The sequence below is a fragment of the Actinomycetota bacterium genome (assembly GCA_040905475.1).
In the GTDB taxonomy this organism is placed as follows: domain Bacteria; phylum Actinomycetota; class AC-67; order AC-67; family AC-67; genus DATFGK01.
On record JBBDRM010000098.1, the window covers coordinates 1 to 26,679 of the forward strand.

Annotated in this window: 22 protein-coding genes; 11 read left to right on the plus strand and 11 right to left on the minus strand. The window is 67.9% G+C overall.

The window, feature by feature from the left end:
* On the plus strand, positions 1–423 hold a 423-nt coding region (locus WEB06_11285), incomplete at its 5' end, for a zinc ribbon domain-containing protein (GenBank protein ID MEX2556203.1).
* Between the two features lie 221 nt (positions 424–644).
* Here WEB06_11285 and WEB06_11290 read toward each other — a convergent pair.
* From WEB06_11290 to WEB06_11300, 3 genes are all read right to left on the minus strand, one after another.
* The gene (locus WEB06_11290) at positions 645–2,132 is read right to left on the minus strand and encodes a hypothetical protein (protein ID MEX2556204.1); all 1,488 of its coding nucleotides are present in this window, start codon (positions 2,130–2,132) and stop codon (positions 645–647) included.
* Entirely contained in the window at positions 2,129–3,403 is a 1,275-nt protein-coding gene (locus tag WEB06_11295) for an alkaline phosphatase PhoX (protein MEX2556205.1), read from the minus strand. The genes WEB06_11290 and WEB06_11295 overlap by 4 nt, the downstream gene beginning before the upstream one ends.
* A 128-nt stretch (positions 3,404–3,531) precedes the next feature.
* Positions 3,532–3,813: a GYD domain-containing protein gene (locus tag WEB06_11300; protein MEX2556206.1), complete on the minus strand. Its 282-nt coding sequence runs from the start codon at positions 3,811–3,813 to the stop codon at positions 3,532–3,534.
* 97 nt (positions 3,814–3,910) lie between these two features.
* On the opposite strand from WEB06_11300, the gene WEB06_11305 reads away from it, so the two are divergent.
* From WEB06_11305 to WEB06_11315, 3 genes are all read left to right on the plus strand, one after another.
* On the plus strand, positions 3,911–5,443 hold the full coding sequence (locus tag WEB06_11305; GenBank protein ID MEX2556207.1) for an AMP-binding protein: 1,533 nt from the start codon (positions 3,911–3,913) through the stop codon (positions 5,441–5,443).
* Positions 5,440–6,225: an enoyl-CoA hydratase/isomerase family protein gene (locus tag WEB06_11310; GenBank protein MEX2556208.1), complete on the plus strand. Its 786-nt coding sequence runs from the start codon at positions 5,440–5,442 to the stop codon at positions 6,223–6,225. The genes WEB06_11305 and WEB06_11310 overlap by 4 nt, the downstream gene beginning before the upstream one ends.
* 185 nt (positions 6,226–6,410) lie before the next feature.
* Positions 6,411–7,088 carry a hypothetical protein gene (locus WEB06_11315; GenBank protein ID MEX2556209.1) on the plus strand — a complete coding sequence of 226 codons (678 nt, stop codon included), beginning with the start codon at positions 6,411–6,413 and terminating at the stop codon, positions 7,086–7,088.
* 23 nt (positions 7,089–7,111) lie between these two features.
* Here WEB06_11315 and WEB06_11320 read toward each other — a convergent pair whose 3' ends face one another.
* Genes WEB06_11320 through WEB06_11335 form a run of 4 tightly spaced genes read right to left on the minus strand, consistent with a single transcriptional unit; the run spans position 7,112 to position 13,074 of the window.
* Positions 7,112–8,320, minus strand: a complete 1,209-nt coding sequence (locus WEB06_11320; protein MEX2556210.1) for a cytochrome P450 — start codon at positions 8,318–8,320, stop codon at positions 7,112–7,114.
* A gap of 9 nt (positions 8,321–8,329) precedes the next feature.
* Positions 8,330–10,057 carry a hypothetical protein gene (locus WEB06_11325; GenBank protein MEX2556211.1) on the minus strand — a complete coding sequence of 576 codons (1,728 nt, stop codon included), beginning with the start codon at positions 10,055–10,057 and terminating at the stop codon, positions 8,330–8,332.
* Between the two features lie 19 nt (positions 10,058–10,076).
* Positions 10,077–10,946 carry an SDR family oxidoreductase gene (locus WEB06_11330; GenBank protein ID MEX2556212.1) on the minus strand — a complete coding sequence of 290 codons (870 nt, stop codon included), beginning with the start codon at positions 10,944–10,946 and terminating at the stop codon, positions 10,077–10,079.
* 4 nt (positions 10,947–10,950) lie between these two features.
* Positions 10,951–13,074, minus strand: a complete 2,124-nt coding sequence (locus WEB06_11335; GenBank protein MEX2556213.1) for an acetate--CoA ligase family protein — start codon at positions 13,072–13,074, stop codon at positions 10,951–10,953.
* A gap of 158 nt (positions 13,075–13,232) precedes the next feature.
* Here WEB06_11335 and WEB06_11340 point away from each other — a divergent pair, with 158 nt between their 5' ends.
* Genes WEB06_11340 through WEB06_11360 form a run of 5 tightly spaced genes read left to right on the plus strand, consistent with a single transcriptional unit; the run spans position 13,233 to position 16,232 of the window.
* On the plus strand, positions 13,233–13,493 hold the full coding sequence (locus WEB06_11340) for a type II toxin-antitoxin system prevent-host-death family antitoxin (GenBank protein ID MEX2556214.1): 261 nt from the start codon (positions 13,233–13,235) through the stop codon (positions 13,491–13,493).
* A complete protein-coding gene (locus WEB06_11345) occupies positions 13,487–13,921 on the plus strand; it encodes a type II toxin-antitoxin system VapC family toxin (protein MEX2556215.1) in 435 nt (144 codons plus the stop codon). Before WEB06_11340 ends, WEB06_11345 begins: the two co-directional genes overlap by 7 nt.
* A 28-nt stretch (positions 13,922–13,949) precedes the next feature.
* Positions 13,950–15,581, plus strand: a complete 1,632-nt coding sequence (locus WEB06_11350) for an AMP-binding protein (protein ID MEX2556216.1) — start codon at positions 13,950–13,952, stop codon at positions 15,579–15,581.
* A 49-nt stretch (positions 15,582–15,630) separates the two neighbouring features.
* Positions 15,631–15,927 carry a CopG family transcriptional regulator gene (locus tag WEB06_11355; GenBank protein MEX2556217.1) on the plus strand — a complete coding sequence of 99 codons (297 nt, stop codon included), beginning with the start codon at positions 15,631–15,633 and terminating at the stop codon, positions 15,925–15,927.
* The gene (locus WEB06_11360; protein MEX2556218.1) at positions 15,921–16,232 is read left to right on the plus strand and encodes a type II toxin-antitoxin system PemK/MazF family toxin; all 312 of its coding nucleotides are present in this window, start codon (positions 15,921–15,923) and stop codon (positions 16,230–16,232) included. Before WEB06_11355 ends, WEB06_11360 begins: the two co-directional genes overlap by 7 nt.
* Here WEB06_11360 and WEB06_11365 read toward each other — a convergent pair.
* Both WEB06_11365 and WEB06_11370 read right to left on the minus strand, forming a co-directional pair.
* Entirely contained in the window at positions 16,229–16,564 is a 336-nt protein-coding gene (locus WEB06_11365) for a TfoX/Sxy family protein (protein ID MEX2556219.1), read from the minus strand. The two genes, WEB06_11360 and WEB06_11365, sit on opposite strands and share 4 nt — an antisense overlap.
* The gene (locus tag WEB06_11370) at positions 16,564–17,820 is read right to left on the minus strand and encodes an alpha/beta hydrolase (GenBank protein MEX2556220.1); all 1,257 of its coding nucleotides are present in this window, start codon (positions 17,818–17,820) and stop codon (positions 16,564–16,566) included. The genes WEB06_11365 and WEB06_11370 overlap by 1 nt, the downstream gene beginning before the upstream one ends.
* A 74-nt stretch (positions 17,821–17,894) precedes the next feature.
* On the opposite strand from WEB06_11370, the gene WEB06_11375 reads away from it, so the two are divergent.
* A complete protein-coding gene (locus tag WEB06_11375) occupies positions 17,895–19,301 on the plus strand; it encodes a wax ester/triacylglycerol synthase family O-acyltransferase (GenBank protein ID MEX2556221.1) in 1,407 nt (468 codons plus the stop codon).
* 10 nt (positions 19,302–19,311) lie between these two features.
* Complete coding sequence (locus tag WEB06_11380; protein ID MEX2556222.1) at positions 19,312–20,262, plus strand: cyclase family protein; 951 nt, start codon at positions 19,312–19,314, stop codon at positions 20,260–20,262.
* 3 nt (positions 20,263–20,265) lie between these two features.
* On the opposite strand, the gene WEB06_11385 is transcribed toward WEB06_11380, so the two are convergent.
* Both WEB06_11385 and WEB06_11390 read right to left on the minus strand, forming a co-directional pair.
* A complete protein-coding gene (locus WEB06_11385) occupies positions 20,266–23,547 on the minus strand; it encodes an ABC transporter substrate-binding protein (GenBank protein ID MEX2556223.1) in 3,282 nt (1,093 codons plus the stop codon).
* A gap of 151 nt (positions 23,548–23,698) precedes the next feature.
* On the minus strand, positions 23,699–26,679 hold a 2,981-nt coding region (locus WEB06_11390; GenBank protein ID MEX2556224.1), incomplete at its 5' end, for an ABC transporter substrate-binding protein.

Below are 26,679 nucleotides of genomic sequence, written 5' to 3' on the forward strand. Positions count from 1 at the left end.
CCGAAGCCGGTCGCCGACCGCGACACGCAGCCGTTCTGGGACGCCGTCGCCGAGCACGGACTGGTCGTTCAACGCTGCGACTCGTGCGAAGCCTGGATCTGGCAGCCGCGCCCGATCTGCCCGCGGTGTCACGGCAACGCGCTCACCTGGACCAACGTGAGCGGCGCCGGGCGGGTCGTGTCGTGGACCGCGTTGCATCCGCCGGTGCTCGCCGTGTGGGCGGACAAGCTGCCGCTCGTGATCCTGCTCGTCGAGCTCCACGACGCGCCCGGCGTGCGGATGATCGGGCAGCTCGTCGACGACGCCGGCGAGTTGCTGCGCACGAACGGCGAGCCCGAGGGGATCACGTTCGGTGCGCCGGTCGCGCTCCGATGGCGGGTGGACGAGGCGGGCCAGACGCTGCCGGGGTGGACGCCTGCCTGATGAGGCTGCCTGCGTCGCAACCTTCTCGGCCACAAACGCCGTTCGGCAGCTCGATACCCGCGTCAACTGAAACACCGTAGCCGACGGCTTCACTAACGACTACCGATCAGCCCGAGGGCGGCAAGATTAGCTGCGTCGAGGGCAACATGAAGCCAGACTAAAGCGATTAGCGAAACGTGGACGGCGCTACGTCGGACTCGGACAGACTGTACTCACGGGAATCAGTCGCTGCTGCGGCGCATCCGAACGGCGACGATGGCAGCCAGCACCACGAACGTCGCACCCGCCCACGAGGGCCGGGCCACGCCGGTCCCGGGCAGGGTCCTGCCGCCGAGCACCTTCGGCGCCGGCTTCGGCTCGGCGTCCCCCGCCGGCGGATCCTGGCCGCCCGACCCGGTCCCGGCGCCCGACGACGACGGCAGCCGCTCCTGGGTCTGCGCGTTCATCCGCGGAAGCGCGACGCGGGCGGCGAGGAACGGCTCATCCAGGCGCAGGACGTCGATGCCGCGGTCGCCGTAGTTGTTGGCGTAGATGTAGCCGTTGTAGAAGTACGACGACCAGGTGATCCCGCCCTCGGCGACGTAGTGGCCGATCTCGGTCGGGTTCGCCGGGTCGGTGAAGTCCACGACCGTGGTGCCGCCGTCGTACCACGCCGACACGAGCACGTCGCGCCCGTCGGTGAGCGGGATCATATTGAAGTTGTGCGCGGTGCAGAACGCGCTGACGGTCTGGCGCGAGAGCACGTACGAGCCGGCTTCAACCGGGTTCGCGGGATCGGTGACGTCGTAGAACCAGAGCGCGCCGAGCGGCAGCCCGAGCCCGAGACAGCCAGGAGCGGCGGCGGCGCCGCCGAGCTCGTCGCCGAGCACGAGCGTGTTGCCGTCCCAGGAGAATCCCGACGAGTGATGGATGTTGATGAGCGGGTTCACGATGCTCGAGATGATCACCGGGTTCGCGGGGTCGGAGATGTCCCACAACTGCGACTGGGTGATGCACGCGGCGCCGGCGAGCTTGCGCTCGGGGAACACGGTAACGTCGTGGCAGCCGATCGACGGCGAGACGCTCGGCGTCGAGATCACGCTCGCGCTCGCGGGGTCGTCGAGCGGTACCTCGATCACGGAGATCTTGCGGTGCGAGATCGGGTTGCACTCGACCGAGTGGTTCGTCAACGGGTACGACTGCACGTAGAGCAGCACCCGGCCGTTGGCGACGTCGGGCACGAGCGTGTGCGTGTGCGATCCGCAGTCTGTGTCCACCGCCGCGATCTGCCGTGGGTTCGCGGGGTCGGCGATCGAGACGATCCTCACGCCCTCCCAGACATTCCCGATCACGAACTGGTCGAGCGACGCCGCGCCGGATCCGCACTCGGGCCCGAACTGCGCGGCGTCCACGGAGACGAAGACCAGGTCCTCCCAGATGGAGACGTCGCTCTGCGAGCCCTCGCACTCGAAGTTCGAGAGCATGCGCGGTTGGGCCGGATCGGATATGTCCATGAGCCTGAAGCCGCCGGGCCCCAGGTTCCCGAAGACCGCCCGGTTCCCCCAGAAGCCGATGTCGGAGCCGGCGGAGTAGGCGCCGTCGTCGGCGAAGTTGGCCACCAGCGACATGTTCGGCGAGTGCAGGTCTGCGTCGTGGTCGGCTCCGGCGGGAAGATGCAGCCCCAAGGCCAGCAGGGCGACGGCAGCTGCTGCGACTGCCCGGCGCATCATGTTCGGAAGGGGCCGGTGACTTCGTAGGTCACGCCCAACGCGAACGCCCTCTGCGAGTTGAAGTACAGCCGCGTGCCGTCGGGCGAGAACGCAAGCCCGCCGATCTCTGAGACCGTCGGGACCGCCGACAGGGGGTCGGGGAGCGGGTTGTCGAAGCCGTGCTGCGGGCCAGTCGCGCGAAGTACCGGCGCAAACTCGCTGTCCGGGGTGATGACGACGATCTCCATGGTTCCGCCGTCCTCGGCGACGTAGATGTCGCCCGAGCCGGACACGATCACGTTGTCCACGCCCGTCAGCGCCGGGTCGGTGTGATCCGCCGCGTCGTAAAGGATGTCGAGCGTCTCGGTCGCGATGTGGTAGCGCCAGACCCGGTTGTCTCCCTTAGTCGTGATGTAGACGATGCCGGCGTCGAGGAAGCATCCTTCGCCGCCGTCGAAAGGTGTCGTGGCCGGCGCCTGGTTCCTCGTCGACGTACTCGACGCCGCCGGGTCGGGGATCGCGTGCCAGACGACGCTCCATGGACCGCTCGCAGGGCCGACGATCTCCGCGGCTTGTAGCGATCCGGTGTCGAGGTCGGCTCCCGTTCCGGTGAACGACGCAGGTGTGTAGCGATAGAAGCGTCCGTCGGGCAGATCCTCGGTCATGTACACGCGGTTCGTCGCCGGATCGACCGCTGCGGCTTCGTGCTTGAAGGTCCCAAGCGCGGTTCGTTTGATGGGTGCGGCTACGCCGGACGGGTCGCATTCCCACGCGTTGCCGGCGCTCGACGTGGCTCCCCCGCGGACCGAGTCGTCGAACTCCTCGCACGACAGCCAGGTACCCCAAGGAGTCGCCCCGCCCGCGCAGTTGGAGCGGGTTCCGCCGAGGATCCGGTAGGCGTCGACGATGTGCCCCGAGCCGTCGAATCGGATAGCGCTCGCGCCTCCGATCCTCTGCACGTCGCTCGCGACCGGGATGTCCGCCGGCGGAGGCGCCTCGCTGTTGACGACGTGGAACCACCCCCCGTCGCCGGAGGGGAAGCAGAAGGCCCCGTCCGGCCACAGGTGCCAGAGGTACGCCGTCCCGCCGACCGGCAGGCCGGAACGCGCCACGATCCTCGACGTGAATCCTGCCGGCAGCATCAAGCCGTTGGGGTCGGGTGGCTCGAGGGGCCCGTACGGACCGGGTCCGGGCTGTGCCGGTGCCGCGAAGACGCGCTGCCAGAAGCCCGGCCCGAGCGCCACAGCACCGGCCGTGGCCAGCCCGGCCTTCAAGAACTCGCGTCGTCTCATGATCGGTGCCCTAGTCCACAGCTGTTCCGCGTCGGGAGGCTCTTCGCCGTGCGCTTCTGGGTTTCCTCCTCGGGAGGGAACAAGAGAGGGACACCTTTCGGGCGTCCCTCTCCGCAGAACGGGGTCCGTTAGAGCAGGCCCTTCACCTCGTCCATCGTGAAGGCGCGCAGCGTTTCGGTGCTGGCGTTACCGCGACCGGCGATCCCCAGCGCGATCTTGGCGATCGCTTCGTCGTTGGGCGCCTCGACGACCGACACCATGTCGTACTGACCCATGGTGACGTAGGTGCCGATCTCCTTGCCCCCGGCCGCCTCGATGCGCTCCCTCCCGTCCGCGTAGCGCGCGGGCAGGTCCTTCGACTTCTGCCGGCCCTGGTCGGTCCACCGGAACAACGTCACGTACACCGGCATGACGGACCTCCTTTCCCTCGGCTCTACCCCAATTCCACTCCTCCGGGGCTGCTCCATACAATGTGACGACCCGTCAGATTTTCGATCAGGAGGCGTAATGCTCGAGGCGCGCACGTTGTGGGAGCTCATCGAGAAGCGCGCGGAAGCGACGCCGGACGCGCGCTTGGTCGTCGACGAGCGCGGTGATTCACTCACGTTCGGAGGGTTCCGCGATCAAGCCGAGCGTGCGGCCGCCGGTCTGCTCGCGATGGGCGTTGGGGAGGGGACGGTCGTCTCGTGGCAGCTCCCCTCGTGGAAGGAGTCGATCGTGCTCGTCGCCGCGCTATCGCGGCTGGGGGCGGTGCAGAACCCGATCCTGCCGATCTATCGCGAGCGCGAGGTGGGGTTCATCGTGCGACAGGCTCGTTCGAAGCTGCTGTTCGTCCCGTCGGAGTTCCGTGGGTTCGACTTCGCGGAGATGGCGCGGACGATCGCCGACGGTGTCGCGGGTCTCGCGGTGAAGGTTTCCGACCGCGTGCTCCCCGACGCCGACCCGCACGCGCTCGATCCGCCGCCGGATCCTGCCGCCGAGCCGCCGGTTCGCTGGCTCTTCTACACCTCGGGGACCACGGCCGACCCCAAGGGCGCGCAGCACACCGATGCGACGATCGCCGCCGCCGCGCGCGGGATGGCCGAACGGCTCGGGCTCACCGAGAACGACCGTCACTCGCTCGTGTTCCCGTTCACGCACATCGGCGGAATCATCTGGCTGTTCTCGGGACTCATGTCGGGCTGCACGAACATCCTCGACGAGGCGTTCAACCCGGAGACCACGATCCCGCTGCTGCAGCGCGAGGGAGTGACGCTCGCCGGATCGGGGACGTTCTTCCACCTCGCCTACCTGAAGGCACAGCGCGAGAACGCGTCGCGGCCGCTGTTTCCGAACGTGCGCGCGTATCCGGGCGGCGGAGCGCCGAAGCCGCCGCAGCTGCACTACGACCTCAAGAAGGAGCTCGGCGGCGCGGGCATCGTCTCCGGATACGGGCTCACGGAGTCGCCCATCCTCACGATGGCCCGGTTCGACGACCCGGACGCGGCGCTCGCCAACACCGAGGGCTCGGCGATGCCCGGCGTCGAGCTTCGCGCGGTGACGCTCGAGGGCAAGGTCGCCGGCATCGGCGAGGAGGGAGAGATCCGCGCGAAGGCGCCGCAGATGATGAAGGGGTACCTGGATTCGTCCTTGGACGCGGACGCCTTCGACGACGAGGGGTGGTTCCGCACCGGCGACCTGGGCCGTATCGACGCCGAGGGAAACGTGACGATCACCGGCCGCCTGAAGGACATCATCATCCGCAAGGGCGAGAACATCAGCGCGAAGGAGGTCGAGGATCTGCTCTTCACCCACCCGAAGGTGGCCGACGCGGCGGTGATCGGCGTGCCCGACCCGTCGAGCGGCGAGCGGGCGGTAGCGGTCGTCGCCCTGAAGGACGCCGGCGATCCGCTCGGCTTCGACGAGATGGGCGCGTTCCTGAAGGAGAAGGGGCTGCGGCGTCAGGCGATCCCCGAGCAGCTCGAGATCGTGGACGCTCTGCCGCGGAACCCCTCCGGCAAGGTGCTGAAGCAGGACCTGCGCAAGCGATACGGATCGTGAGCCCGTCCGAGACCGTTCTCCTCACGTTCGACGGTCCGGTTGCGGTCGTGACCATGAACAGGCCCGACCGCCACAACGCGTTTAACGACGAGATGGACCTTCGTTTCTTCGAGGTGCTCGCCGAGGTGCGCGACCGGACCGACGTGCGTTGCGTCCTGTGGCGCGGAGAAGGGAAGTCGTTCTCCTCGGGCCGCGACACCAAAGAGCTCGGCATGCGTGCGGGGGGGGAGAGCGACCTCGAGTTCATCGAGGCCGGCCACATCAGGACGAGATCGCTCTGGACGATGCCGGTGCCGATCGTCGTCGCCCTGAAAGGCTGGGCGCTGGGCGGATCGTTCGAGCGCGCACTGCTCTGCGATCTGCGGATAGCCGCTACCGACACGCGCATGGCGTTGCCGGAGGTAGGACACGGCGTGATCCCAGACTCGGGCGGTACGGCCCGGCTCTTCCAGATGGCCGGGCACGGATTCGCCGCCGACATGGCGTTGACCGGCCGGGTCATCGACGCGGCCGAGGCGCTCCAGCACGGCATCGTTTCGCGCGTCGTAGAGCCCGATCAGCTCGATGTGGAGGCGCTCGCCCTCGCGCACGAGATCGCCAAGCGGGCGCCGCTCGCGGTGAAGTTCTCGCGCGCGATCCTTTCGTCGCTCGCGACGCCCGAGATCGAGCGCTCGATGCACGAAGAGATGCTCGGCCAGACGGTGCTCTTCGCCTCCGAGGACTACAAGGAGCTCAAGGCGGCCCGCGCCGAAAGCCGCGAGCCGAAGTTCCGCGGGCGATAGCGGCCCGGCTCCTCACGATCGGACAGTCGCAGTTGGGCGTCATCTCCCGGTTCTGTGCGTCCTACCGATTTGTCATGAACGTCGCGCGGGCAGAGCCAGATGTTTCATTCCAAGGGATTGATATGACGTCGGTTAGCCCGCAAACTGTCGGTGAATCGTAACTCCGTCCGTGGGAGAGGTTGGACATGATCAGACGAGGGATCGCTGTTGCCGTCATTGCCCTGTCGATGGTCGCGGTGGCGGCGATGCCGGCTGCCGCAGACCATTCGTGGAACGGCTACCACTGGGCCGGGGTAGGCGATCGCTCTCCCGCAGTCGTCGACAAGACCGCCGGCGGCGATCCGTTGGGGAGGTTCGAGGTGCCCGCAGCGGTCGACGAATGGGCGGCGCTGAACACTCCGATGCAGCCGGTTTCGGCCTCGAGCGGACCCGTGGAGGTGCTCGCGAAGCGCGGCTCCGCCCAATGGATCGGCCTCGCGCAGATCCAGGTTTCTGGATCCCACATCACATCCGGCCGCGTGACCTTGAACACGCTGTACTACAACTCCTACAACGCCGCGGAGTGGGATTATGTGGTCTGCCAGGAGCTCGGCCATATCTGGGGGCTCGGGCACGTCGACGAGGACTTCAACAACCCTGATCAGGGCACGTGCATGGACTACACCGACAACATGGCGCAGAACGCCGCTCCCAACCAGCACGACGCGCAGGAGCTGAACGCGATCTACGCACACGACGACGGTGGAAGCGGCGGCGGCGGCGGCAGCGGCGGGCCGAACTGCGACAAGAACCCGAACAAGCCGCCGTGTCAGGGCGCGCGTGATGGTCAGTGGATAACCGTCCACGTGTTCTGGGCTCGCTGATCAGGCGGGCGGAGCGCGGCGTGTTACGACTGAGGCACGACGGAAAGGTTTAGCAGCGACAAGCGTCGCACGAACAGGCTCGGAACGTATCGCGGTCCGCTCGTCTGCTCGGCGGCACGGAACTCAGAGGTTCTCGCGAGCAGACGCTCCAACACCACGCGCGTCTCCATGCGAGCGAGCGGTGCCCCGAGGCAGAAGTGGATGCCCGAGCCGAACCCGACGTGCGCTTTGGGATGGCTGCGATCCAAGTCCAGTAGATCCGGCTCGGGGAAGGCCGATGGATCGCGATTCGCCGAGCCCCACATCAACATCACCCGGGCGCCCTTCGGCAAGGTGACGCCGCCGATCGACGTCTCTTGGGTCGTAATGCGGAAGTGGCCTCGGAAAGGGGACTCGAGCCGCAAGGCCTCCTCGATGAACACCGGGATGCGCTCCGGCGCTTCACGAAGCTGTTTCTGGAGCGCTGGGTCCTCGGCGAGCATCAGCGTCGCGCTCCCGATCAGGCTGGCCGTCGACTCGCTGCCGGCGATCACGAGCTGAAGGAGCAGCGAGACGCCTTCGCGTTCGTTCAGGTCGTCGCGCTCGACGGCGTCGGCGATCTCCGCCGTAACGCTGCCGGGCTCGGGCGCGGCGAGCCGGTCGCGGAGGTATGCGAGGAACGCGGTCATCTCCTGCCAGCACTCCATCATGCGTTCCAGCGACGCGACGCCGGAGAGCAGGTCCACGCCGGCGTCGGCCCAGCGCCGCAGGTCCTCGAGATCATTCGACGGCATCCCGAGCACGTTGGCGATGATCGTCACCGGCAGCGGGACGGCCGCGGCGCTCATCCACTCGACCCCGCCGCTCGTCAGCGCGTCGTCGAGCGGCGACTCGATGAACTCGCGCGCGACCCGCTCGAGCTCGACGATCCTGTCATGACGGAACGTGCGGTTCATCAACTTGCGCTGGGAGGTGTGGTCCGGCGGGTCGGCGGTCGCGAGCACGTCGACGGCTCCGATCGCGTCGGGGTCGGCCTGGAGCACGGCCGGTGTGGGACCTTGTCCCGCGTAGATCACGGCGGAGATGTGGCTCGAGAACACCTCGGGTTTCGCCGCGGCCTCGACGAGGTCGGCGTATCGGCTGATCATCCAGAGCTCGGACTCGGCGATCTGATGGACGGGCTCACCGTCGCGCAGCGCGCCGTACAGCTCGTACGGATCCTCGAGGGCTTGCGGCGCGAAGGGGTCGATCACGCCGACAGGTTACGGCGTGCAGTCGTACGCGGGCGAGCCGGAGACCCCGGCGATGATGTCTTGCGGGCCCTGGTTGAGCGACCACGCGTCGGGGATCGTGATGCAGCGGCTCGCCGACGGGCCGTCGGGTCCGTCCGGGTCCACCTCGGACGCGTAGATGCGCGACAAGTGCGGGCGCGCCGAGACGGCGCCCGCGCAGGCCGCCGCGTCGCCGAGCACGTGACAGTTGAGCCAGTCGGCGGCGTAGTCCGCTGCCAGCGCGTTGCCCCAGAAGGTTCGAGGTACGAACGGCACATTCACGTGGTCGGTGTGCGCGCCGCTCTCGAGAACGACGAGCGACAGCGGCGCCGGTTCGGAGGTCGCGCGCAGCTGGTCGTAGCGCGCCTTGATCAACTCGTAGCCGATGCCGGAACCCCCTTGCCCGAGCTCGACGCCGGCGACCTTGGGCGCGACGAGCAGCGGTGAGCCGTCGCCGTCCGACGTCTGGAACTGGATCGGCACGACCGCGTGCGTCGGTCGCGCTCCGGACAGCGAGACGGCCGCGACGACGGTGGGGAGCGGTCTCCCGTCGGCCCCAACCCCACCGGACCCGAGGGAGTCGAGATACGCCAGGATCGAGATCGCTCCCATCGAGTTCCCGGCGAGCGAAACCCTCGCGACGTCGAGCACCCCGGATGCGGGGTTGGCGACGTTGGCCGCGGGATCGGCGCGTGGCACGAGCCGCGGACCGTTGTCGATCACCGCGGTGATCGGGTCCCCGACGAACCACCGCACAGCGTCCTGGACATCGCGCACCGCTCCGGCGAACTGGGGGTCCGCGCGCTCGGCGTCGGTGATCCCCAGCGTGTCGAGGAAGCTTCCTTCCGACGCGCCCTGCCCGGCAGGGTCGTAGTTGAGGATGACGTAGCCCTCGTCGACCATGCGCTCGAGGAACCAGTGGTAGTGCTCCTGACGCGAGGCGAGGCCGTTGGCGAAAACGATTCCGGGGAATGACTCGCTCGAGATCATGTTGGCGGGTGTAACGCATCCGGCCCACGCCGCAGCGTCGGCGTACGCGGCCGAGGCGTACGCAGGGCACGCGGAGCCGGTGAACGCCGCAGCCGGCAGCCAAAGCGTGGCGTCGAGGAGCAGGCCGCGCGCGTTGATGATCTTGAGCTCGTGCGCGACGCCGATCCGATATGGCTCGGCAGCGGCGTCGTTCACGTCGCACATCCCAGAGATGTAGGTGTAGTGGATCTCCCATTCGTCGTCCGGCGTGTAGCACGGGATCCGGTAGTAGGCGGTGTCGGCGACGTCGTCGGTGTCGGCGTCGAAATCTCCGCGGTCGTTCAAGCTCGTACCGCCCCCGTCGCCGAAGACGCCGTCGTGATCCCAGTCCGGCATCAAGGCGGGATGCCCTGCATCGCCCCAGTGCGAGTAGGGGAGGTCGGGACGCATGTGGGCCAGCGAATCGATCGCGACCTGCAACTCGCGCGGGATGTCGATCCCGGCGGTCAGGTAGTGCTCCGGGTACCGCTGAACGGCGCGACGCGCGACGCCGTATACGCCGGCCTCGAAGTTGTACCGGCCGATATCGGCGTCCAGGACCGACCGCTGGGTGTTCTGGGTCGCGTTCAGAACGTTGTCGATCGGATACGTCGGCGGCGGCGGGTCGGTGTCGTTCGCTGCAGCGAACGCGCCCGCGCCCAAGAAGAGGACGAACGCGACGAACGAGCAGGCAATGAGGGATCGGCGCATCTCACTGAAGTTGATTCGTCTACAGGGTGAAGGGTTCCTTCCCCATCTGTTCCCTGATCGGGTGGAACTCAGGCATCACCATCGAGCGGCGCTGCCAGTTCGCGCCGTCGACCGTGAGCGTCGCGCCGGAGATATAGACGGCGTACGGAGAGGCCAGGAAGGTGGCCGCCCAGCCGAGCTCGCGCGTTCGACCTGTGCGCATCGCCGGCACCCGTGCGTCTTCCGCTTGCCCGCGCCCGGGCGTCGCGAGGATGTGCGCCGCCTCGTCCTCGTGCGGGAACAAGCCCGGCACGAGGTTGTTCACGCGGATCCCGTAGGGGCCCCACTCGACCGCGAGCGTCTCGGTCATGTTCTTCACGCCGGCCTTCGCGGCGGCCGAGTGCACGAAGCCGGGCCCGCCCGTCCACGAGTACGCCGCGCCGATGTTGACGATCGCGCCCCCGGTGCCGGCGGCGATGTGCCGCCGTCCGAACTCGCGCGAGCAGAAGAACGTCCCGTCGAGCACGATCTGTGTGACCGCGCGCCAGCCGTTCGGCGAGAGGTCTTCCGCCGGCACCGGGAAGTTCCCGGCGGCGTTGTTCACGAGCACGTCGGGAAGGCCCGCGGCGAGCTGCAACGCCTCGAACGCGAGCGCGACCTTCTCGGGATCGCGGATGTCGCACTCCTCGGTGACCGCGCCGCCGCCGGCTTCCTCGATCGCTTTCCTGCCGGCCTCGAGGTGCTCGGGGCTGCGACCGAGGATCGCGACCGTCGCGCCGAGCCGTGCGAACTCGACCGCGATCGCCTTGCCGAGCCCGGTCCCGCCGCCGGTGACGGCGACGAGCGTGTCTTTGAACGTGCCCTCCGGGAGCGCCGAGGAGCCGAGCGGCGGTGGTTCGGGGATGCCCATCCGGTTAGCGTGCCACGACGAGTGCGTCGAGCGCGACCGCGCGGTCGGAGAGGGCGACGAGCGGGTTGATGTCGAGCTCGGCGATGTCATCGGAGAGATCCATCGCCAGGCGCTGCACCTTCATGATCACGTCGACGATCGCGTTCAGGTTCGCCTTCGGCCGGCCGCGGACGCCCTTCAGGAGGGGAGCGGCGCGGATCTGCTGGATCATCCGTTTGGCTTCGTCCTTGCCGAACGGCGGGACGCGGAAGGTGACGTCGCGGAACACCTCGACCGCGACGCCGCCGAGCCCGAACATCACCGCAGGCCCGAAGAGCTCGTCCTGCACGACGCCGACCACGGTCTCGACGCCGCCGGAGAGTTGCTCGCACACCAGAACCCCTTCGGCTTCGGGCGCGGCGTCCATCAGCGCCGAATACGCCTCGCGCGCTTGGAGCTCGGAGGTGATCCCGACGCGCACCAGGCCGCGATCGGACTTGTGGAGCAGCGTCGACCCCGAGGCCTTCATCACGACCGGGAACCCGATCCGGCTCGCCGCGCGCCCGGCTTCTGCCGAGAAGCTCACCAGCTCGTCCCGCGTGACCGGGATGCCGTACCCGGCGAGCACCTGCTTCGAGCGGAGTTCGGACAGGGCGCCGCTCGGCGCGAGCAATCCGCGCACGTCGCGAGCCGCCGGCGACTCTCCGGCGGGAACCTTCTTGAACGGCGAGCGATACCGCTCGCGGAACGCGTGGTAGTCGAGCCAGGCCTTCACGGCGGTGAGGCAGTTGCGCGCGGAGCGGAACACCGGAAGCTGCGACTTCAGCAGGACGTCCTTGTAGCCCTCTTCGTGCGCCGTCGGCGATCCCCAGATGACGCACACCGGCTTGTTGGTCCTCGAAGCGGCTTCGACCAGGTCGCGCGCCAGCTTGTCGGAGATCGGAGAGAACGACCCTGCGATCGGCGCGATCAGCACGGCGACGTTCGGATCGCCGAGGATCGCGTCGAGGATCTTCGGGCCGCGCTCGTCGCCGGTCGCGATCCCTCCCGAGTCCACCGGGTTCGACACCCGCAGGAACCCCGGGATCCACTCGCGCAGCTTCGCCTGCGTCTCCTTGGTCAGCTCGGGAACTTTCAAGCCCACCGCCGCAGCCCAGTCCGCCATGTGCGAGCACGTTCCGCCGGAGATCGAGTAGATCGCCACGCCGTCGCCCGTCGGCGGTTCGCTCCGCGCGAGCATCGCCGACACGTCGGCCAGCTCGTCGAGCCCGTCGACACGCGTCACGCCGAACTGCTCGAGCACCGCGCCGGTGACGGCGTCCGAGCCGGCGAGATGCCCCGAGTGTGACTGTGCCCACGACCGCCCGAGATCCGATCGCCCCACCTTGATCATCACGATCGGCACGCCGCGTTCCACCGCGTGGTCGGCGGCGAGCATGAAGGTCCGCCCGTCCTTGAAGCCCTCGAGGTAGCAAGCGATCGCGCCGACGTCGGCTCGGTCGGCGAACGCGCGGATGAAGTCGGCCGACTCGAGGTCGGACTCGTTACCGGTCGGCGCCCAGCCGGCGAGCGCGACCCCGTTCTCCTGCGCCTGGTAGATCGGCCGGCCCTGATGGCCCGACTGAGTGATGAGGCCGATCCTGCGTCCGGGGAGCTCGTCGCGGAACGGCTGGAACATGTTCAGCGGCGTGTTGGGGCCGAGCACGTGGATCCCGCTCGACGCGATGAGGTCTTCGAGCTCTCGCTGCTTCGCCGCTCCCGCCTTACCGGTCTCGGCGAAGCCGGCGGTGAAGACCACGACGAACGGGATCCCCGCCGCGACCGCAGAACGGAGGGCGTCGGCGGCGTTCGAGGTCAGCACGATCGCGACGTCGACGTCGTCGGGGACCGCTTCGAGCGACGGGTAGCAACGCTCGCCGTCGCACGTCTCGCGGTTGGGGTTCACCGGGATCACGCGGCGGCCGAGCGGCTCCGACCAGCCTCGGATCATCTTCCAGTTCAACGCGCTCTGCGAGCCGGATGAATCCGACGCGCCGACCACCGCGATCACCTTCGGCTGCATCAGCCGTTCGAGGTCCACCTCGCGCAGCGCCAGGGGCCGGCCGGTCACGTCGACCCGCTCACCTGGACCCGCCGTCTTCTTGGTCATGGGGCCAGTTTCTGACGGTCCGTCAGATTCCGCAACCAAGCACGCCGATCCTCTCGAGCAGGTCCGCGCCGATGGACATCGACCGAAGGCTACCTTACGATTGTGGCTACATGTGACCACAAACGAAGGGTGAATAGTTGAGGGCTGGGATCCGTGAAGTGCGTGATCGGTTCAGCCATTTCCTGGCACGAGTTCGGCGCGGCGAGGATGTGATCATCACCGATCGCGGGCGTGATGTCGCCGTCATCCGTCGCCTTCGGCCGAGAGATTCGCTCGACGAATGGGTCGCGCGGCTCGAAGCCGACGGTCTCGTCGAGCCGGCCGAACGATGGGGCTCCATCGGTCGAACGCGCCCTCATCGCCTCTCGGGGAAGACGCTATCTGAGATCATCCGCGAGGAGCGCCGAAGCGGATGGTAGTCGCCTACGTCGACAGCAGCGTGTTCGTCAAGCTCTTCGATTCCCGAGAGCCGGGAGCCGACGCGGCGCGCCGTCGGATCCGCGCGTCTAAACCCGCAGCCTCCGTGCTGCTCCTGCCTGAAGTGATGTCGGCCCTGGCCCGGAAGTTGCGCCTACGGCACCTGCGTCCGACCGCCGCCGCTCGACTCCGCGCAGAGATGGAGCACGACTACAGCAATGTGCTGAAGGTGCAACTCACGCAGTCGGTTCTTCGCGAGACGACCCGCTTGCTTTTCTCGTATCCGCTCCGCGCCGGCGACGCGATCCACCTTGCGTCGGCAGTGGTTCTAGGCCGAACACGAGACGAGGGTATTGCGTTTCTCACGGCCGATGAGGAGCTCGCGGAGGCCGCGACATCGGAGGGGCTCGAGGTCGAGCGTTTCGGCTGAACCTTCTGGTAAGCGATAATCGGCTTCGATGGCCAGCCGGGAGCCCACCGCGCCGCGAACCGACGGTTCGACGGACGCGCGAGTGATCGGCGAGCTGCTCAACGAACGCGCACGCAAGCACCCGGATCGGCCCTACCTCGGCTCGGATCAGACGCTCCTGTCTTACGGCGAGGTCGACGCGCGGACCGATCGTCTCGCCGCCGGGCTCTCCGAAGCCGGCGTCGCGCCGGGCGACCGCATCGCGGTGATCTCCGCCAACCGTATCGAGATGCTCGAGATCTTCTTCGCCTGCGCCAAGTCGGGAGCCGTGGAGGTTCCCCTCAACGTGTTCTTGAAGGGCGAGTTCTTGCGCTACCAGCTCCAAGACTCGGAGGCCGAAACGCTGGTCGTCGACGGGCCCGGCTGGGAAGCGGCCGCGCCGCTGCTCGACCAGCTCCCAACGCTAAGCCGCGTGATCGCGATGGACGAGCTCTCTGACGTCCCGGCGAATGTCGACGTGGTGCCGTGGTCAAGGCTGGAGAGCTCGACCGCCCCGACACCGACTCCGGACCTGAGCTCCGCCAGCCTCCAGGCGATCCTCTACACCTCGGGCACGACCGGGATGCCGAAGGGCTGCATGCTCCCGCACGGCTGGTACATGAACGGCGCCAAGGTCGCTTCCGAGATGCTCGAGTACCGGACCGACGACGTCCTTTTCACCGCGCTCCCGTTGTTCCACGCGTGGGCGCAAGGGATCGTGATGGGCGCTCTCGTCCATCACCTGACCGCGTGGGTGGACCCGATCTTCTCGGTGACGCGGCTCCTCGACCGGTTCCACGAGACCGGCGCCAGCGTGTTCACCGGGGTCGGCGCGATGGGGATGGCTATGCTCGGCGCGCCGGCGACCGAGCGCGACAAGGACCACCGGCTGCGCGCGGCGCTGATGATCCCGTTCACCCCGGACCAGCAACAGCAGTTCCTCGACCGGTTCGGCGCGGTCGTGCTGAGCCAGCTCTACGGGCAGACCGAGTGCGGCGCGATCACGTACGCGCGGCTGTCGGACGAGCGGAACCTCGGCTCGATCGGGAAGCCGGCCCCGTACCTCGACGTGCGGCTTTTCGACGACGACGACTTGGAGGTACCGGTGGGTGAGATCGGAGAGATCGTCGTGCGCGCGAAGGTGCCGCAGGCGCTCTACCTCGGCTACTGGCGGAAGCCGGAGGCGACGATCGAGACGTGGCGGAACCTCTGGCACCACACCGGCGACTACGGACGCGCCGACGACAAAGATTGGATCACGTTCGTCGACCGCAGGAAGGACGCGCTCAGGCGGCGCGGCGAGAACGTCTCGAGCCAGGAACTCGAGCGCGCGATCGCCGGGCATCCCAAGATCGTTGAGGCGGCGGTGCTCGCCGTGCCGTCGCCGATGACGGAGGACGACATCAAGGCGTGTGTCGTCGTCGAGCCCGGCCAAGAGGTCACGCCCGAGGAGCTCTTCGAGTTCTTCAAGGAAGTCCTGCCGTATTTCGCGATCCCGCGCTACGTCGAGCTGGTTCCTGAGCTGCCCAAGAACGCGACCCTTCGGGTGATGAAGCACCTGCTGCGTGAGCAAGGCGTGACACCGGGGACCTGGGATCTCGAGGCCATGGGACTCGCCGTCGCCCCGGCCGATCGGCGTTAGCGAACCCCTCCGGCTTGTCCGGCATGAACCATTGCCCTATGCTATGCATATGGCCCGGGCCGAGACGATCGTCCAGCTGACGTATGAGCTACGGGAACTTCTTGATGCCGAAGCCACGCGGCGTGGCATCTCGCGTTCGGCGGTCATTCGTGAGGCGCTGACCGCCTATCTGGCGGACGCCTCCCAAGCAGCGATCGCGCGGGAGATCGTCGAGGGGTATACGCGGATACCGCCCGCGACGCCCGACGAATGGGGCGACCTGGAAGCCCATGGCGACGTCTCAACCCGCGAACTGCTTCAACGGCTGAGCGCGGAGGAGCGGGCGGAGGGGCATACGCCGTGGTAGCGCGCGGCGAGGTCTGGTGGTACGAGCATCCCGATGAGGAACGTCGTCCCTTCCTGATCCTCACTCGCAGCGAAGCTATCCCGGTTCTGAATCAACTCCTCGCTGCACCCACGACTCGAACGATCCGCGGCATCCCAACCGAGGTCCTGCTCGACGAAGACGATGGGATGCCGCAGGCATGCGTCGTGTCGTTGGACAATATCTCGCTCATTCGGAAGAGCTTGTGCGCGCAGATGATCACGCGACTCGGGCCGGAGAAGCTCCACGCCGTTTGCGAGGCGCTCCGCGTAACAACCGCCTGCTAGCGCTTCTTCTTCGCCGGGAGCGTCGCGACGAAGTCGGTGGAGCGCTCGACCCATCTCTCGAGCGAGGCCGTCGTCTTGATCCCGGCCGGCCCGACGAAGAGGAAGCCCTTCATCGGGCGGCTCGTGATGTCCATCGTCCGCGCGCCTGGCTCTTTCACCGCCTTGTCGTGCTCTTCGGCCGGGACACGGACGATCAGGCTGTCGCCGTGGACGCCGCATGCCATCTTCCCGTCGATCATGAACGCGATGCCGCCGAACATCTTCTGCTCGCGCACCTCCCGCGACGCCAGTGCGTCGCGCACCCGCTCGGCGAGGCCCTCTTCGTAGGCCATCAACGCCGCGTCGGTTCGATCGGGAGCTGCTCCCGCTCTGAGAGCCAGGCGCTGTACGCGTAGTCGGCGAAGCGCTCGACGGCACGGACGACGTGCGCCGTGCGGATCGACGGGAACACGTCGAAGGCATGCTGCGTGCCGGGAAGCTCCGCGTACACCACGGGATCGCCCGAGACCTCGCGGAGCCTCGCGACGAAGCGACGCGCTTCCTTCACCGGGGCGAGGTTGTCGTGGGCTCCGTGGATCACGAGGAAGGGCGGTGCATCCGGCCCGGCGCGGTGGATCGGCGATGCCTGCCGGAAGATCTCGGGATCGTCCTTGTACTTCTTCTTGAACACGACGCGCTCGAGCATCTTGAGCCGGCCGCGGGTGTTCACGTTCGAGCGGTCGGTCATGTCGTAGATCCCGTAGTGCGGCACCGCGGCCTGCAGGGTCGTGTCGGCGTCTTCGAACCCCGGCTGGAACGCCGGGTCGTTCGGCGACGTGGCCGCGAGCGCCGCAAGGTGCCCGCCCGCTGAGCCGCCGGTGATGAGGATGAAGTTCGGATCGGCGCCGTGCTCGGGGCCGTGCTCCCGTATCCACGCGATCGCCTTCTTGACGTCCTCGATGTGCGCCGGCCACGGGGAGCGCGGCGCCATGCGGTAGTTCGGTGCGAAGCACACCCACCCGCGGGACGCGAAGTGGAGCATGAGCGGCTTCCCCTGCTGATCCTTGTTCCCGATCGTCCACGCGCCACCGTGGACGAACAGCAGCACCGGCGCGCCCGTCGGGTGCTCCTTGTGGCGGTAGACGTCGAGCAGGTTCCGCCGCTTCACCGGGCCGTAGGGGATGTTGCGGGTCCGCTCCACGTCGGGGTGGTGCATGTAGAAGGGGAGCAGCACCTGCCGCCACGGAGCCTTGAGGTCGTAGTTGGCGGCCTTGTGCGGCAGGATCCGCGTCGCGTAGTCCTCGCCCAGGCCCTCGCGGAGCGCGCGCTCGGTCACGCCCTTCACCCGGACCGACTCGACGATCAGCCAGAGCAGCCCTGCCATCGTGAACGCGTTGAGCCCGAGGGCCACCCAGCCCGCCGTTCCCGCGATCTTCTGGGAGCTCAGGAGCCAAGTGGTGAACGCGATGTTGGCGATGAGCAGGTGGGGCGACAGCTCCTTGGTCAGCCAGCTCGAGAAGAAGCTGAACATCGAGAACGGCACCGGCCGCAGCGCGTTGAGCGTGAGGGCCGCGAATACGATCGAAGAGATCAGGAACGGCTTTGACATGTCGCTAGTTTGCCAAGCACTCTGGTCGCGGTCGAACCGGACGGTTTCCGGCGACCGCCGACCGGAGGGAACCCATGGAGCGGATGAGCGGGATCGACGCCTCCTTCCTGTACTTCGAAACCCCGAACATGCACATGCACGTCGTCGCGGCGATCGTCTTCGACCCCTCCACCGTGCCCGGCGGCTACTCGTTCGACCACGTCAAAGAGATGATCCGGAGCCGGCTGCACCTCGCGAAGCCGCTGCGCCGGAAGCTCGTCCCCACCCCGCTGAACCTGGATCATCCGGTGTGGGTCGAGGACAACGACTTCGACCTCGACTACCACGTCCGTCGGATCGGATGCCCGTCGCCGGGCTCCGAGGAGCAGCTTTCGGAGATCGTCGGGGACATCGCGTCGCGGCCTCTCGACCGCACCCGCCCGCTGTGGGAGGTCTGGATCGTCGAAGGTCTCGAGAACGGCTACACCGCCGCCGTCGCGAAGATGCACCACTGCACGATCGACGGCGTGTCCGGCGCGAACTTCATGGTGCATTTCTTCGACTTGGAGCCCCAGGGAACCGAACGCCCGGGGGTCGACGCGGACTGGAAGCCCGACCGGAGGCCGACCGACCTCGAGCTTCTGGGCCGCGCGCTGATCGCGCGGGCGCAGCGTCCCCTCAATTGGGTGCGCGTCGTCCCGGCCACGCTGAAGTCCGTCGGCGGGTTCATCGCCGCGCGCCGCCGCACGGAAGGCCCGGGCATGCCGACGCCGCTACGTGCGCCTCGTACCTCGTTCAACGCCACGATCACGCCGCACCGGCGGACGGCGTTCACACATGTCCCGCTCGACGACGTGAAGGCGATCAAGCGCGAGTTCGGAACCACCGTCAACGACGTGGTCCTCGCGATCGTTGCCGGCGCGCTGCGCCGTTACCTGGAGTCCCGTGATGAGATGCCCGACCGTTCGCTCCTCGCCGCTGTTCCCGTTTCGGTGCGGACTGGAGAAGAGGAAGGCGATGTCGGCTCGAACCGCGTGTCGGCGATGTTCTCGACGCTCGCGACCGACGTCGACGACCCGGTCGAGCGGCTGAAGCAGATCGCGGAAGCCAACCGAGGCGCCAAGGAAGAGCACAAGGCGATCGGTGCGGACATGCTCACGAAGTGGGGCGAGCTCGCGGCGCCCTTGACGTTCTCGCTGGCGGCGCGGTTCTACACCGGGTTGAAGTTGGCCGACCGGCACGCGGTGGTGCACAACCTCGTGATCTCGAACGTGCCGGGCCCGGCGTTCCCGCTCTACTTCGCCGGCGCGAAGCTGGTCGCGATGTATCCGCTCGGCCCGATCTTCGACGGCGCCGGCCTGAACATCACCGTGCTCTCGTACATGGACCAGCTGTACTTCGGGCTGATCGGCTGTCGCGAGATCGTCGACGTCTGGGGCATCGCCGGGCACATCACCGAGTCGTTCGCCGAGCTGAGCAAAGCCGCTCAGGCGCACGCGTAAACTTCGCCGCATGGCGATCCCCGACGACTTCCGCGCGCTCGCCGAGAAGATCAACAACTGGGGCCGCTGGGGCGACGACGATGAGATCGGCACGCTCAACCTGATCACCGACGAGGTCGTGCGACGCGCGGCGGCGTGCGTCAAGACCGGGAAGCGCTTCTCGCTCGCGATCCCGATGTCCGAGGACGGGCCGATGCTCGGCAACATCCCGCCGGGCCGGAAAAATCCGAAACAGCACCGGTTCGAGCTGCACGACCCCTTCACGAAGGACCCCGACTCGGCGCACGTGAACACGAACGAGTACACGCTGAACCTCAAGTCCGCGACGCACTGGAGCGCGCTCGGCCACGTCGAGTACGGGGGGCGGCTCTACAACGGGCACCCGACGACCTCCATCGACGAACGCGGGGCTCATGTGCTCGGGATCGACAAGGTCGGCTCGATCGTCACCCGAGGAGTGCTGCTCGACGTGGCCCGGCTGAAGGGCGTCGACAGTCTCGCCGGCGGAACCGTGATCTCGCCGGACGACCTCGACGCGGCTTCGAAGGTCACCGGCCTGGCCGTCGAGCCCGGCGACGCCGTGTTGATCCGAACCGGGGCGATGCGGTGGCTGAAGGAAGGCGACAAGGAGTCGTACGCCGGGATCTTCCAAGGGATCGCCGGGCCGGGCATCGCGAGCGCCGCGTGGTTCCGCGACCACGACGTCGCGGCCGTGGCGGTCGACACCTCGGGGTTCGAGGTGTGGCCGCGCGAGAGCAAAGACCTCCTGAAGGTGCTCGGGCACCCGCTGCACCTGCTGTGCATCGTGGAGATGGGCCTGACGCTCGGGCAGAACTTCGACCTCGAATCGCTCGCCGAGGACTGCGCGTCCGACGGCGTCTACGAGTTCCTGCTCACCGCGTCGCCGGAGCCGTTCGGGGGCGGGCTCGGGGGCCCGGTGAACCCGGTCGCGATCAAGTAGTGGTCAGCCGCCCGGAGTCGGAGACGGTGAGCCCTCGTCCACTACCCACATCTGCGACAGGAGTACGAGGTACGTCGGATGTCCTTGCACGTTCCCCACTCGCTTCGAGACGAAGTAGGGATTCCGGATGTTGGCCCAATTGACCAACGGGGCCGCGTCGGTGACCTTCTGGTCGACCTGGGCCCAGATCTTCGCGGCGGCCGCCGGATCGTCCGTCTGCACGTCGATCGCTTGCAGGATGAGGCGGTCGAGCTCCCGCGTCGGGTCGCAGTAATGCGTGAAGGTGAGATCCGTCTGCGCCAGGCCCTCGAGCGTGTCGTTGCACGTCGTGATCGGCAGGAAGTAGTTCGCCGGTCCGGGATAGTCGGTGATCCATCCGGCGAGCAAGATCTGTCTCTTCGAGGCCAAGCCCGCCTCGAGCTCCTCGAAGTATCCCTCTTCATCGCCGGGGATCACTTGGGCGTCAGCGCGATAGCCGATCTTGCGCAGCGCATCCACTATGACGGGGGCGTTCCGACGACGGGCCTGTGCCGGAGGCGAATCCCCGGCCATGAGCCAAACCGTCACCCGCTGGCCCTTCGTCCCCGACTGATCGACCAAGCGTCGCGCGGTCTCGAGGTCGGGAGCGGTCCAAACGCCCGACTCGCTCGGGTTCTTCGTGTAGGGGCAGTGCGGCTTGTAGCCGATCATGTTCTCCGGGAGCAGTTGACAGCTGACCTCGAGGGTGGACGTACGGTCCCCGATCATGGCTCGACGGTCGACCGCGAAGTTCAGCGCCCTGCGCACCTCCACTTTGTCGAACGGCGGCGTGGTCGGGTTCAGCATCACGAACAGCGTCGAGGGCACGTCGATGACGTGGAGCTGACTCGGGAACTCCGCCGCGATCTCGTCGGTCTGGTCCAGCGCCGTTGGGATCTGGAGGTCCGGCGTGAGGTCGTAGCGCCCGTCCTTAACCCCTTCGAGGTACTGCTCCGGGTCCCCGCCCATGGTGATCTCTATCCGGTCGGCGTACGCATCGGGTTGGGCAAGGCCGCGTGCGACGAAATGCGGGTTGCGCTCGAGCGTGAGGGTTCCGCTCTCCGCGAACCCTTCCTTACCGAGCTTGAGTTCGCCTTTGGCGATGCGGTACGGACCGGTGCCCGGGATCGGCGTCGCGCCGCCGTCCTCAGCCGGCGCGGTGGCCGGCAGGATGCTGAGGCTCGGCAGGCCCAGCGTGTACGGGAACTCCGGGTACGAACGGACCAGATGGAAAGCGATCGTCCTGGCGTCGTCGTTCGTGACGATGCCCGCGGACAGGTCGCACCCCGATGGCGTACATGCGTCTGCCCCCTTGAGCACGTCGAGGAACGCCCCGCCGTACTGTTCGTTGCGGATGATGCGCTCGAAGGACGACCGGACGTCCGACGCCTTTACGGCACTGCCATCCGAATACTTCAGACCTTCCCGCAGCGTGTACGAGTAGGTGGTGCCATTGTCGGTCGGCCGACGCAGCTCTTCGACCAGGTTCGGCACGAGCTGATTGCCCTCCGGACCGCCGACGCGCTTGAAGGACGTGAGCCCGTCATAGAGCACAACCGCCACGGCGAAACTCAAGGCGGTAGAGACGAACGTTGGGTCGAACGAGTTCATCGCGTCGGCCGTTCCGATCCGGAGGGTTCCGCCGCGATACCGAGCGATCCCGCCGCGCACCGAGACCCAGACGCGATCGCCGTCGGCCGCGAGGCCCATCGGCGCGTTCGTCAAACCGATCTCTCGGCGAACCTCACCGCTCTTGGCGTCGATCATCGTCACACTTTCACCGGCCTCGTTCGCGACGAACACGCTGCCGCGAGCGACGGCGATCGAGCGCGGCCCGCGGCCGACGCGGATCGTCCCCACGACTTCGCGTGTCCGTTGATCGATGCGGGAAACCGTGCCGTCGTACGCGTTCGCGACCCACACGGACCCCTCGCCGACCGCGACCGCGCCGGGGCCGTTGCCGACCTCCACAACCTTGATCACGTTGCCGGACTTCGGGTCGATCTGCGTCACGGTGCCGGCGGTCTCGCTCGTCACCCACACCGCGGTATCGGTCACCGCGATGCCGCGAAGGCCGGGGCCGACCGGGATCTCCTGGGTTCGCTTCCCAGTCGTGGGATCGACCCGCCACACCGTTCCCTCGACGGAGTTCGTCAACCACAAGGTGCCGGAGCCGAACCCGATCCCTGAAAGACCGTTCCCCGCCTGGATCGGCGCGCCGACGGTGGCGCCGGTCCTGGGGCTGACGCGCGAGACGTTCCGTCCGTCGGCGTTCGCCACCCAGATGAACGGCTCGCCGCGTCCAACCGTGCCCGATGCGACGGCGATGGGGCCGGGCCCAACCGGGATGGTCTCGATCCGTCCGTCCTTGCCGATGTGGGTCACGCTTCGGTCGATCGAGTTCGCCACCCAAACTCCGTCGGGTGCCGCGACAAGCCCGACCGGACGTCGTCGGACGGTGACGGACGACTCGACGTCGCCAGACGATGCGGCGATGGCCGCCACGGAATCCGCGGGAACGGAGGACAAGCCGCCGCCGCGGAAGGTCGCGAACGCGATCGCCCCGATCAGAACCGCCAGCGCCGTCACGATCGCCGCGAGCACGCGAGGCTTCTGCCACGCCGGCTTCGGCGGCCCGGCGATCTCCGTCTCAAGCAGCGGCGGCAGATCGGCCTCGTTGTCGCGGACGCGTGGCTCGACCGCGTAGAGGCGCCACTTGCCGTCCACACCCTTCAACGTCTGCTCGCCGCGGTCGGCGAACTTCAGCCCTGCGCCGGCGAGGATGTCGCGCACCGTGCTCGACACCAGCACCTCGTCGCCGCGCGCCTTCGCACCGACGCGCGCGCCGATGTGCACGGTGACGCCTCGAACCTTCTCCTGCGTGACGACGCATTCGCCCATGTGGATGCCCGCCCGGATCCGCAGGCCGAGTCGCCGCACCGCACGAGCCGACTCCAGCGCGCAGTCGACGGCTCGGACCGCGAGCCCGAACGTCGCGAAGAAGGCGTCGCCGGCCGTGTCGACCTCGCGGCCGTCGAAGCGAGCTATCTGCGTGCGGATGGCTGCGTCGTGCTGCTCGAGCAGCTCACGCCAGCGTTTGTCGCCGAGCGCCGTCGCCAGCTCGGTCGACCCCACGATGTCGGTGAACATGACCGCGAGCATGGCCCGCGGAGCCGCGGGATCCTCGACGAGCTCTTCCCAGGGCGCGCGTGGGTCGGCGAGGCCTTCGGTCAGCTCCTCGCCGCGGGGCGCTTCATCCCCCTCCATCGCGCAACAGTCTCGGCCAAGCCCGAGGCCCGTTGCAAGGATGCTGGCATCGCACGTATATGGTGGCTCGCCTCATGACCACCCGTCGCGCACGTCGCAAGAGGTCCCCGGGGCAGCCATGCCGGGCGCTGGTCCCCGCTCGCGTCCAAAGCTACGACGGGCTCGGGGTCCGCTCCTCGACGACCCACATCTGGGACAACAGCACGCCGTAAGTCGTGTGGCCCTGTACGTTGCCGACCCGAGGCGATGTGAACAGCACGTTGCGGATGTTGGCGATGTTGACGAACGGCGCCGCGTCCGTGATCACCCGATCCAACTGAGCCCACACCTTGGCCGATGCCGCAGGGTCTCGCTCCTGCAGATCGAACGCTTGGAGCAAGAGCTTGTCGACGTCGGGAGAGCAATAGTGCGTGGCGATCGCGGGGCCGCTGCCGAACAGGTCAATGGTTTCATCGCATGTCGTCAACGGCAGGAAGAAGTTGGCCGGCCCAGGGTATTCGCTCTGCCAGCCGGTGAGCATGACTTGAAGCGTGTTTTCCGGGTCCGCGAAGTGGCTGAAGTAGCCTTCATTGCCGCCGGGCACCTCCCTTATCTCGGCGCGGTATCCGATGGCCTTCAGCGCGGTGACGACGTGCGGCGCGACGCGCCGACGTCGTATCGCTCCGGTCGTCCCGGCCTCTTCGATCCAGACGATGACCCGTTGGCCCTTCGTGCCCGACCGCTCGACGAGGCGGGCGCCGATGGCGATATCCGGCGCGGTCCAGACGCCCGAAGGGTTGGGGTTCAGCGTGTACGGGCAATGCGGCGCGTACCCGATCATGTTCTCGGGAAGCAGCTGGCAGGTTATCGCCGCGTTCAACGGCGCGCCCAGATCTCTTGCGACGGCACGGCGATCGAGCGCGTAGTTCAACGCTCGGCGAGCGCGCACGTCGTTGAACGGCGCGACGTTCAGGTTCAACAGTGCAAAGGAAGTTGTCGGGTGCTCGACGGCTCGGATCTGGCTCGGATATCCGGCTGCGAGCTCGGCGATCGAGATCCCCGAAAAGGGAACGTCTGGGGTGTAATCCTCCTTGCCGGCCTTCACCGCGTCTATGTGATCGGTGCGCTCGCCGCCCAACGTGACCTCGATCCGATCGGGATACGCGTCGGGTTGCGAGAGGCCTCGGGATCGGAAGTGCGGGTTCCGCTCGAGAACCATCGAGCCGCCCGTGATGTCACCACCTCGGCCGCGAATCAAGGCGCCGCTCGTGATCCGGTAGGGGCCCGTCCCCGGGATCGGCTGGGTGCCGGCGTCGTCCGGCGGTGCGCTCGCCGGGAGGATGACCATCTTCGGGAGGGCCAGCGTGTAGGGGAACTCCGGGTACGACCGGCGCAGGTGGAAGACGACCGTACGGGACGCGTCGTCGACGACGACGCCGGCCGATAGATCGCATCGCTGCTCGTCGCATGCGTCTGAGCCTTTCAGCGCTCGGAGGAAGGCGCCGCCGTACCATCCTTCGTGGCGCAAGATCCGCTCGAACGTCGCCCGGACGTCCGAAGCCCTGACGGGGCTCCCGTCCGAGTACTTCAATCCGGCCCGCAAGGTGAAGGAGTATGTGAGACCTTCATCCGTCGGCGGCCGGATCTCCTCGACCAAGTTGGGGACGAGCTGGCTTCCCTCCGGGCCGCCGACGCGCTTGTACGCGGTGAGACCGTCGTAGATGTTGGGGACGATGAAGAAGCTCACGAGGTCGCTGGGTCCGACGGAGGGGTCGAACGTCAGGGCGACGTCGCGTGTCCCGACGCGGAGGGTGCCGCCCTTGTACCGCGCGATGCCGCCCCGCACCGTCACCCAGACCCGGTCGCCGGATGATGCCGCCGCGAGGCCCATCGGCGCATTGGCGGTCCGGATGGTACGGATGACCCGCCCGGATCCCATGTCGATCATCGAGACGGTTCCGCTCTCCTCGTTCGCGACGAATACTCGATCACGTGTCGTCGCGATGGCACGCGGGCCTCGTCCGACGCGGATCGTCGTTGCGACGCGGCCGGACTCGGGATCGACGCGCGAGACCGTGCCGTCGTAGGCATTCGCTACCCACACCGATCCGCCGCCGAGAGCGACCGCGCCCGGACCGTTGCCGACCTTCACGACCCGCACGATCACGCCCTGCTTGGGATCCAGGCGCGTGGCGGTTCCCGTCGTCTCGCTCGTGACCCAGACCACGTCGTCCGTCGCGACGATGCCACGGAGGCCCGACACGACGGGGATCTCCGTGCGTTTCGCGGTGGCCGGGTCGACGCGCCAGACCGTGCCGTCGACGGCGTTCGACAACCACAGGGCGCCCGAGCCGTACGCGATCGACGAGAGACCGTTGCCGGCCTCGATCCGCTCGCCGACCTCCTTGCCCGTCTTCGGGTCGACGCGAGACACGCTGCGGCCGTCGGCGTTGGCGACCCAGATGTTCCCTCCGCCGGCCGCGACGGCGATCGGGCCGTTTCCGACGGGGATCGTGTCTTTCGATCGGCCGTTCGTCGCGATGTGCGTGACGCTTCGATCGATCGAGTTCGTCACCCAGATGCCGTCGGGCGCCGCGACGATGCCGACGGGACGCCGTTGGACGGGCATGGACGAGATGACGTCTCCCGACCCGGCGTCGATCATCGCGACGGAGTCCGCGGGAACGACTGAAAGGCCGCCGCCGCGCAGCGTCACGAACGTGATCGCGCCGATCAGCACCGCCAGCGCCGTGGCGATCGCAGCGAGCGCGCGCGGCTTCTGCCATGTGGGTTTGGGTGGCCCGGCTATCTCCGTCTCGAGCAGCGGCGGAAGGTCGGACTCGTTGTCGCGGACACGGGGCTCGACCGCGTAGAGACGCCACTTCCCGTCGACGCCTTTCAGCGTCTGCTCGCCGCGGTCGGCGAACTTCAGGCGCGCGTCGGCGAGGATGTCCCGCACGGTGCTCGACACGAGGACCTCGTCGCCGCGCGCCTTCGCGCCGACCCGCGCGCCGATGTGGACGGTGACGCCGCGGACCTTCTCCTGCGTGACCACGCACTCGCCCATGTGCACCCCGGCGCGGATCCGCAGGCCGAGCCGCCGCACCGCACGAGCCGACTCCAGCGCGCAATCCACCGCCCGCACGGCGAGCC

Excerpts from the sequence above, each read along its gene's own strand:
- WEB06_11290 (MEX2556204.1), bottom strand. The coding sequence starts at position 2,132 with ATGATGCGCCGGGCAGTCGCAGCAGCTGCCGTCGCCCTGCTGGCCTTG.
- WEB06_11295 (MEX2556205.1), bottom strand. The coding sequence starts at position 3,403 with ATGAGACGACGCGAGTTCTTGAAGGCCGGGCTGGCCACGGCCGGTGCT.
- WEB06_11300 (MEX2556206.1), bottom strand. The coding sequence starts at position 3,813 with ATGCCGGTGTACGTGACGTTGTTCCGGTGGACCGACCAGGGCCGGCAG.
- WEB06_11305 (MEX2556207.1), top strand. The coding sequence starts at position 3,911 with ATGCTCGAGGCGCGCACGTTGTGGGAGCTCATCGAGAAGCGCGCGGAA.
- WEB06_11315 (MEX2556209.1), top strand. The coding sequence starts at position 6,411 with ATGATCAGACGAGGGATCGCTGTTGCCGTCATTGCCCTGTCGATGGTC.
- WEB06_11325 (MEX2556211.1), bottom strand. The coding sequence starts at position 10,057 with ATGCGCCGATCCCTCATTGCCTGCTCGTTCGTCGCGTTCGTCCTCTTC.
- WEB06_11330 (MEX2556212.1), bottom strand. The coding sequence starts at position 10,946 with ATGGGCATCCCCGAACCACCGCCGCTCGGCTCCTCGGCGCTCCCGGAG.
- WEB06_11335 (MEX2556213.1), bottom strand. The coding sequence starts at position 13,074 with ATGACCAAGAAGACGGCGGGTCCAGGTGAGCGGGTCGACGTGACCGGC.
- WEB06_11345 (MEX2556215.1), top strand. The coding sequence starts at position 13,487 with ATGGTAGTCGCCTACGTCGACAGCAGCGTGTTCGTCAAGCTCTTCGAT.
- WEB06_11350 (MEX2556216.1), top strand. The coding sequence starts at position 13,950 with ATGGCCAGCCGGGAGCCCACCGCGCCGCGAACCGACGGTTCGACGGAC.
- WEB06_11355 (MEX2556217.1), top strand. The coding sequence starts at position 15,631 with ATGGCCCGGGCCGAGACGATCGTCCAGCTGACGTATGAGCTACGGGAA.
- WEB06_11365 (MEX2556219.1), bottom strand. The coding sequence starts at position 16,564 with ATGGCCTACGAAGAGGGCCTCGCCGAGCGGGTGCGCGACGCACTGGCG.
- WEB06_11370 (MEX2556220.1), bottom strand. The coding sequence starts at position 17,820 with ATGTCAAAGCCGTTCCTGATCTCTTCGATCGTATTCGCGGCCCTCACG.
- WEB06_11375 (MEX2556221.1), top strand. The coding sequence starts at position 17,895 with ATGGAGCGGATGAGCGGGATCGACGCCTCCTTCCTGTACTTCGAAACC.
- WEB06_11380 (MEX2556222.1), top strand. The coding sequence starts at position 19,312 with ATGGCGATCCCCGACGACTTCCGCGCGCTCGCCGAGAAGATCAACAAC.
- WEB06_11385 (MEX2556223.1), bottom strand. The coding sequence starts at position 23,547 with ATGGAGGGGGATGAAGCGCCCCGCGGCGAGGAGCTGACCGAAGGCCTC.